We start from the raw sequence: 8278 nt of genomic DNA on the forward strand, positions 1-8278 counted from the left end.
GCTTTAGAATCTTGCTCTAAACCTAGCTTTGTTTTTTCTATGTTTTCGTTTATGGCGTGAGCCATCTCTCCTAGCTCATCATGGGTTGTAATATGCAGGGGCTTTGGTGCGGTTTTTACCTCGTGGTTTAAAAATGCAAAAAATGTGAGTAAGCTTTTTTTGATAGTTTCAACTGGCTTAAGGTAGATATAAAGCACCACAAATAGCACGATCATGCTTATCGCTGACATTAAAACAACAAGTATGCTTTGCAGTGTAGCCATATCCCAAATTGGCTTTTGTATCATACTTAAATCTTCGAGTGTGCATACTGAATACGCTTGTCCTTGCACGCTTGCATGATTGCAAGTTGCCATTTTGCGTTCTGTTTCATTGCTGCTTACATAGTCAAAGAGAATATTTTTATAGTTACCTTGTTTTGCGGTTTCTGCATATAATGCTTTGAAATTCTCATTTTCTTTTAGCAAGATTTCTTTATTCGATGCTGCAAATGGCACATGTATGGAATCAAGGGCAAATACATTCACAGGGATAGCATTAAAATGGTCTTGTAGCTGCTCTAGCATAAGATCGAGTGAAAGTATGCCGATAAATTTACCATCTTTGTAAAGCGGATATGCAAAGGTAAAGCATGGTAGGTGGGTTAAAGTATCCTCATAAGCAGGGCTAATGTATATGCCATTTTGCTTTTTAGCTTCAATATACCAATCACGCGTTCGCACATCATAGTTATGTGCTTTACCATAGGAATAATGGCTGATTTTTTCCTTATCAGATTCTGTATCGCTGACTATAAGCTCCCCATTTTCTCTGCCTATACCAGCGTTCATAAAGTTACCGCCAATGCGAAATGAACGAAGAAGTGGTCCTACATTTTCCATCACTGCTTCTTGTGTGGCTAACTTTTCATAAGGCATTTCTAGAATCATATTGCCAAACTCTTGTGTGGCTTTGAAGTTAGTTGCCATAAAATCCGCAATAATTGCATCTGCCATTTTTACATTATTTGCTTGTGTATGTGCGGCTAACTCTAGCGTATTACTACGAGTAACAATGAAAGTGATTAGCCCGATACCAAGCAATGCGATCACCATTAATGCACCGACTAAGCATGCAATTTTTGTTTTAATGCTTTTTACCATGAAAGCTCCTAAGTATGTAGAAATAAATTATTTTGCGTAAATGCAAGTAATTTGTAGAACTGCATTAATGCGTGTATATGGTAATAACACAAAAATATAGCCCAAAACTATACATTGTTAAAAACAATCAAGATTTAACATCATTGTCTTTATTTATTGCTTCATTGCCGAATGTCTCACCAGTCTCGCTCAAATCTCTTGTCTTTTTGCTTCGTGCTTCGATAATAATTGGTGTGCCAAGAAAGCCAAAATGTTGCCGTAAAGTATTGATAAGATAGCGTTTGTAGCTAAAATGCAGGGCATTTGGTCTATTCATAATAAGGGCTATTTTTGGTGGCTTAGAATCAAACTGCGTTGCATAATAGATTCTCACAATCTTGCCATGATCGCTTGGTATGGGGTGCTTTTTAAGTGCATTTTGTATGCAGGTATTAAGCTTTGCAGTTGGGATTCTAAGGCTAAAATGCTGATAGACTTCTATAATCTTTTGCTTTAATTCCTTAATATGCCTATGCGTTGTGCTTGAAGCGGTTATAATTGGTGCGTATTCTAAAAACTTAAACTTTCTTTTATAGATTTCAAGGCGACTATCAAACTCTTTGCTGCGTATATCCCATTTATGAAATACTACGATAACACCTAGTCCATTGCTACTTGCAATAGAGCTAATCTTTTCATCAAGCTCCACAAACTCCGTGCTACAATCAAGCACAAGCAGGGCAATATCGCATTCTTGCAACATTTTTTGCGTTCTATCAAGGGCGTATTTCTCTATCCCTTCAATCTTACTGCGTCTGCGAATCCCTGCGGTATCAACAAATGTAAGCTTATAGCCATTATACATAATATGCTCATCAACGGGGTCAATGGTAGTCCCTGCGATGTCTGATACAAGGGATCTGTTTGTATTTGTGAGTGCGTTTAATAGAGAGCTTTTGCCGACATTTGGACGACCTATAATGCCTATTGAGATAGTGTTGTCTATTTGGTTAGATATGGTATTTAGAGATTCTGTAGTTTGTTTTGTTTTGTCTATGGAATCTATATCGTTATTATATTGGGTGTTAAGTAAAATGTCGTGTTTAGATTCTATGCTAGACACTTTACCTAAAGGCTTAGTATGACGAATATTAGAATCTAGATTCTTGTCATATTGAGCCTTTGAAAAAGGCGAAATATCTTTTAAAGATTCTATACTAGATGTTTCGCTACGCTCAACATGACAAGGATTAGAATCTGGATTCTGTGTAACTTGTGTTTTAGAATTAGTGCGACTTTTTAAAGTAGGATTAGAATCTAGCTTTTCATCTTCAAAAGTGAGTATGCTTTCTGTATCGTCAAAATAATCTAAAAAATCAAGTGTTTTTAAAGTCTTTTGTGCTTTTATCTTTTTAGAATCTATGAGCTCTTGTATTATGTTTTCAATGCTTGATAGAAGCTTTGTAATGCCTCTATTATGTGCCACAGAGATTGTGATATAGGGCACACCAAATGCCATAAAATCATTCGCTTGTATAGCGATTTTATCATTATCGACTTTATTTAACACGAGTAAAAGCGGTTTTTGCTTGCTTAACTCTCTAAAGATTCTAATATCTTCATCAGCGACAATATTGCTTCCATCAACCATGTATAAAATAATATCACTTGTCGCAACTACTTTGTATGAATGGAATGCAATGTGTTCTTTTAGCTGAGTAGCAATTATGGCTTGTTTCCTTTTATTGCTACGATTTATACCATGTATGTCTTTTGTGCTTGGGGCTATTGTTTGAGATTGTGTAGCTTTATTTTGTTTGTAAAACTCTTTTAGTCTATGTGCTAAGACTTCAAGCCCACCTGTGTCAATAAGTGTAATATCAAAGTTATTTAGCCTTAAATCCCTTTTGTTAATATCCCTTGTGCTGCCACTTATATGTGAGGTTATGGCGATATTCTTTTGATTTAGCCGATTAAAAAGTGAGCTTTTGCCTACATTTGGTCTGCCCATGATTGCTACACTTGCGATAGGCTTTATCTCTATTTGTGTAGAATCTTGTGTGTTTTCTTTAGATTCTATATGTTTTTTGCCACGCTGTTTTGTGTCTTGCGTGATAGCATTAGAATCTTTTATATATTTTTTACCAAGTCCTAATAGACTATTTTGACTCTTTTTATGATATTTGCTTTTATTATTTGTATCTTTTTTCATAATGGTATCTTATATGTGAGTTTGTGGGATAGCCCCAAAAATTTAGGGCTATGTTAATGTTTGAAGGAGTTATGTTAAATTAGAAATGAAGACCTAGTGTAACGCCTATTCTATGCATATCCAATTCAACAGAATTTAGCACTTTTGGTTTCTGCCAAGATGCATCAATACCGATTGCTAAAGGTAAAATTGGAATCTTAAACTTCAAACCATAGTTTAACGCCCAAGTATTTGAGATTGCCACATCTGTAAATTGAGAATACGCAACACCTACATAAGGGGTAAGATAGAAAAACTCAAGCCCCAATACTGCACCATATTGTAGGTTGTTGTTTCTATTGCCACCATTGATGATTGTATTAACCACATTGTTTTGAGTAAAACCTGTAACACTTTCCCACTTCACAAAAGGTGCAATGCGGAATGAACCCGGCTTTAACCATAATCTTGCATACGCACCATAAGTGATATTTGTGTCGCCACCAAACTTTCCATTTTTTACACTATCAAAGCTAGTCCCTACGATACCACCAACTTCTGGTGATACAAATGGCAATGCTTGCGCACTACCTGCTGCAAGAACACTTGCTAAAACTGCTGCTTTCACACATTTTGTAATTTTCATCTCTTTATCCTTTCATTGTGTAAAATTTATTCAATGCTTAAGATTGAATGCACAATTATACAACTATATCGTCTCATTAAAGCAAACATAAAGTAAAGAAGCAAAAAATGATGATATGACTGCCATGTCTATTTTAGCTTACATTTTGTGTCTTTTATCTTATGTTTCACACAAACAAAAGAACTTTCAAGTATGCAAAGCTAAGGAATCTAAACAAAATGTATTATTTTGTAACATTTAATAGTGTGTTATATATCATTGTCGCATGTAATTTACTATGTCAATAAATGATATGAATAGAATAATTTCGCAAAATTTGATTTCTAAAAGTTAAAGCAACATGCAATAATGAAGTTTAAGAAAGGTAAGCGATGAAAATATGTCGTTTTATGATAATTAGTATTTATGCCTACTCATTAACAATACTCAACGCAAAGACAGATCTAAGAAACAAGAAGTAGAAAGTCTAGATTCTAAAACAACCGCTTGTCATACTGAGCCTTTAGGCGAAGTATCTAAAACTTTAGAATCTAAAAAAGATAATTCGTGCTTACACACTCGATATGACAAGAATCTAGATTCTACACACAACACACCCGCCCATACAACATGGAATCTAGATTCTAACAAATACGCAGCAAACACAAAACAAAATCTAGATTCTAACTCCACACAAAAAGACACAACACACAGCACACAATCACAGCGAAACAACAATACGAAAAAAGAAGAAACCCATGAATACCCACTTTTAGATAAAAAGTCAAAAGATGAGCTATTTGGCACGATAAATACCGCAGAAATCCCCGATGCAATCCCAGCACCACTGACCACAAAAGCCCTTTTAAGCGTTGAAGATTGGCGTGATACTTATTTCATATATCTTTACAATTTCACACCTATGGAAAATCCACGCCATATACTAAATGAGCTTAAAGGACAGATAAGCTTTAGAGTCCCTTTGTCAAGGAATATTTTTAAAAGCGGTGGAATCTTATATTTTGCTTTTACAGATACTTTCTTTTTTCAAGTGTTTAATGAAAGGCAAGTTCGCCGGTAAGAGACAATGACTTTCAGCCAGAGTTTTTATTTGCCTATCCTATGAATGTAGTATTTTGGGGTGGCACACTCACAGAGCTTACAACTGGTTGGCGACATATCAGTAACGGCGAGATAAATATAGAGCATGGTGGGGCAGCTGATAGAAGTCGAGGCAGTGATAGATAGATATTTAAAGCTAGATGGACGACAAAGCATTGGGGTGTTGATATGGAGGCATTTGCCCCTGTGAGATTCTATCCCGAGAATCCATTTATATACAAATACTTAGGAAGCCTTGAGGTAAAAATCTTTATGCGTTATAACAAGCATTTAGCCGATGCGACTATAACGGGCTTATTACGATACTTTCAGCCCGGAAAAAGGGTTGATAAAATACATGGTGGCTTGCGACTAAGCTATACCTATAAGCTTAATCCATACTATGGAGTTTATATGCAATATTTTGTTGGCTATGGGGATTATCTCTATGAATATGATAAAATGGGGCATAGGATAGGCATTGGCGTGCGTTTTGTGAGATAGGCATACGGGATTATTACTTATAATTTCTAAAATATGCTAAGATTAGAAAACAAGAACAAAGGCAAAACATGCAAATCTCACTTGATACTTTTATTATTTCTGATACGCATTTTGGACATAAACATGTGCTTGTAAAAGAGCCTTTAAGAGTGATTACACTGAATAACACGCATTATAAAAGCTTTGATGATTTAAGTTTAAATTGGTGGAATGAAGTCGTGAGCGTGAATGATAGTGTGCTTCATTTAGGGGATTTATACTTTGGCGATGGTGATAGCATTTTGCCTAAACTCAATGGTGAAAAAATGCTTGTTGTAGGCAATAATGATATGGGTAAATATCAAAGGCTAAAAGATTGGCGTGTGATAAAAAAGATTAAATTTAAGATTCCAGAAAAAGATATGCTAAAAAAGGCAATGAAAAAAAAGTGGGGCGATGAGCTAAAAAATCCCTATGCCACAGGCTTAATCGTTGATGTGAATAATGTGCGGATTATGTTTAGCCATTTTCCCGTTGGCGAGAGAAAAAGAAATGATAAATATCATAAAGCAAGGGATATTATCGACTATGCTTACTCTCTAGCAAAATGTGAAGTCAATATCCACGGACATATACACTCAAGAGATAGTGTGCAAGACTACTGCATTAATGCTAGCACAGAAAGACTATCATTTCGTCCTAAAAGATTGCGTGATATTCTCTCATCATGGGCACATTTTTAATAGCTTTTTAGAATCTTTATCTTAATTTAAAGGACAAATATGTTACTAAAAAATGTGTTTATAGTTTTGTTTTCACTTTAATAGTATAGATACAACTACACTCAAAGAATGCGAAAATGAAGAAGACAAAATAAGCGGCTGTGCAGTGAGAGATCATTTAAATGGGAATCTTTGGAGAGAAACACCATATAAAAATGGTAAATTCGAGGGTATCTTAAAAGCGTATTATGAGAATAGGGAATCCTTAAACATTAAACCTATAAAAGAGTTTGGCGCAAACTATGCAGAGCATTATCACAGCGACGAGACTGCTATACAAAAACTCATAAATGAAGCAGAAGCACAAGCCTTTAAAGAAAACGAAGCTAAGGGCGAGTATAAAGAACAAGTCGCAGGGGCATTTCATCGTAAAGAATTAGGAGGACATTGATTTAGTTTAGGGAGACTCTAACTTTGGATTAGCACATATTTTACAAGAGAGAATAAAGCAATGAGGCGAAGAAAAGGCTTTAAGATTTATATCACACTTAAGCGAAAATATACAAAAAGGGCATATTGTAGAAGTAGAAAAAGGTCGTATTGGAATTAAAACCGAGCTAACGACAATTATTTTAGATAAAAAGACGGGAACAATTTTGTTATAACTGCTTTTAGAGATAGTGGAAATAAAAAAGAATTGGAAAGCCTTAATTTGATTCAGTCTAAGGCTTTAACAAGTGAAAACGCTGGAACTAACGCAAAGGAAAGCCCTGTTACTTCACTTAACCAAGACAGAATTATATCGCAAACCCCACAAGAAATAATCAAATAAGTAAAACAAAGTGGAAAAAGTGTAAAAGAAACAAAAGAGTTAATAAAAGATTCCATAACTATGCAAAGTAACTCACATTTGGGAAGTGGATTAATAAGCGGAAGTGCAGCAGAAATAGAGATAGATGAGAATGGAAATATTATGGGCTTTAATCCTGCTAAGCTTGCCGCTGGATTCTTAGGTGGGGCAGTAGGGAGTAAGCAGTTGCTCAAGGCGTTAAATATTTAAAAAATAATTCGAAGCTAAAAGAAGTCGCAGCAAAAGACTTAGCCGATACATTAACACAAGGCTTTGATAAAGCAAAAGAAAAATATCCACTTTTAGCACACATATCCCACGCTATATCGTGCAGAATGAAAAGGGTGGAATACAGGCTAAGAGTATGCTAAAATTAGCAGAAAAAGAGAATCAAAAAATGCAACCAAAGACATATAAAGCACTGAAAAAATACACCATAATCGCTAGAAATCGCACAAGAGCAAGAGCATAGAGAATTTGTGGCTAATGTGGGAAAAAGGGTTATGAAAAAGCCCCAAATATTCTAAAAATTGCCACTTTTTACCACAGGAAATCAAAAACGCTTTGAGTGTTAAGTTTGATGAAGTATTTTTGACTAAAAAGGATTTAAGCTATTTTTTAGAACAGCACCAAAGGAAAATTACAATCAAGCCTTAAGTGAAGCCGAAATTACTAGAGATTCCAAGTGTTATAGCAAATGCAAAAAATGCTTATATTGACACAAATCATAAGAATTTTTTCATCGTGTTTGCAGATAAACAGGATAACATAAAGATTAATTTTATACGCTTTAATGCAGACGCACTTGGTAAATTATATCATTCCAACAAAAAAAGCAAAAAAGGAAGTTTTGAATAATAAACAGTATCAACAAGTAGGGAGCGGAATCGAACCACACATACCATAAGCGAAGTGCCTATGCCTCTTCCACTGGGTGCATCGCCCACTCATAAAAAGCATCGTGCCACAAAACACCAAACAAAACAAACCCCATAATCTAATTAAAAAAAGTAAATGCAATAAACATGTATCGCTTGTGTTTGAAGCAATTTAAGCATAATCCCCCCCCCCCCATTATTAACATATGCATAGTAGGATTAATTGAAAATAAGACTTTGCATAAAGCTTTACTACAATTTTGTATCTATTGTTGTTTTGACTATGAGTGAAAAAAAAAGGGGGGGG

9 protein-coding genes and 1 pseudogene are annotated in these 8278 nt (G+C 35.1%); 6 read left to right on the plus strand and 4 right to left on the minus strand.

Going from position 1 to position 8278, the window contains the following annotated elements:
- The 4 genes from C6H08_RS07045 to C6H08_RS07060 all read right to left on the minus strand — a co-directional run.
- The coding region (locus C6H08_RS07045; protein WP_199773195.1) for a cache domain-containing protein at nucleotides 1-1142 on the minus strand (1142 nt) is incomplete at its 3' end.
- A gap of 127 nt (nucleotides 1143-1269) precedes the next feature.
- A complete protein-coding gene (locus C6H08_RS07050; RefSeq protein ID WP_034580568.1) occupies nucleotides 1270-3333 on the minus strand; it encodes a GTPase in 2064 nt (687 codons plus the stop codon).
- Between the two features lie 79 nt (nucleotides 3334-3412).
- The gene (locus C6H08_RS07055) at nucleotides 3413-3958 is read right to left on the minus strand and encodes an outer membrane beta-barrel protein (protein ID WP_034580570.1); all 546 of its coding nucleotides are present in this window, start codon (nucleotides 3956-3958) and stop codon (nucleotides 3413-3415) included.
- Between the two features lie 489 nt (nucleotides 3959-4447).
- On the minus strand, nucleotides 4448-4792 hold the full coding sequence (locus C6H08_RS07060) for a hypothetical protein (RefSeq protein WP_034562426.1): 345 nt from the start codon (nucleotides 4790-4792) through the stop codon (nucleotides 4448-4450).
- A gap of 67 nt (nucleotides 4793-4859) precedes the next feature.
- Here C6H08_RS07060 and C6H08_RS11995 point away from each other — a divergent pair.
- The 6 genes and pseudogenes from C6H08_RS11995 (at nucleotide 4860) to C6H08_RS07095 (ending at nucleotide 7951) form a co-directional block, all read left to right on the plus strand.
- A pseudogene (locus C6H08_RS11995) lies at nucleotides 4860-5542 on the plus strand (phospholipase A).
- A 68-nt stretch (nucleotides 5543-5610) separates the two neighbouring features.
- Nucleotides 5611-6264: a metallophosphoesterase family protein gene (locus C6H08_RS07075; RefSeq protein ID WP_034562430.1), complete on the plus strand. Its 654-nt coding sequence runs from the start codon at nucleotides 5611-5613 to the stop codon at nucleotides 6262-6264.
- A 145-nt stretch (nucleotides 6265-6409) separates the two neighbouring features.
- Nucleotides 6410-6694: a hypothetical protein gene (locus C6H08_RS07085; RefSeq protein ID WP_052092596.1), complete on the plus strand. Its 285-nt coding sequence runs from the start codon at nucleotides 6410-6412 to the stop codon at nucleotides 6692-6694.
- A 441-nt stretch (nucleotides 6695-7135) separates the two neighbouring features.
- Entirely contained in the window at nucleotides 7136-7303 is a 168-nt protein-coding gene (locus tag C6H08_RS11505) for a hypothetical protein (protein ID WP_194145930.1), read from the plus strand.
- Nucleotides 7304-7421: 118 nt separating this feature from the next.
- Complete coding sequence (locus C6H08_RS11510; protein WP_194145931.1) at nucleotides 7422-7565, plus strand: hypothetical protein; 144 nt, start codon at nucleotides 7422-7424, stop codon at nucleotides 7563-7565.
- A gap of 185 nt (nucleotides 7566-7750) precedes the next feature.
- Nucleotides 7751-7951 carry a hypothetical protein gene (locus tag C6H08_RS07095; RefSeq protein WP_034562432.1) on the plus strand — a complete coding sequence of 67 codons (201 nt, stop codon included), beginning with the start codon at nucleotides 7751-7753 and terminating at the stop codon, nucleotides 7949-7951.
- Nucleotides 7952-8278: the final 327 nt, after the last annotated feature.

It is taken from the genome of Helicobacter bilis, assembly GCF_900198365.1.
Classification (GTDB): domain Bacteria; phylum Campylobacterota; class Campylobacteria; order Campylobacterales; family Helicobacteraceae; genus Helicobacter_A; species Helicobacter_A bilis_B.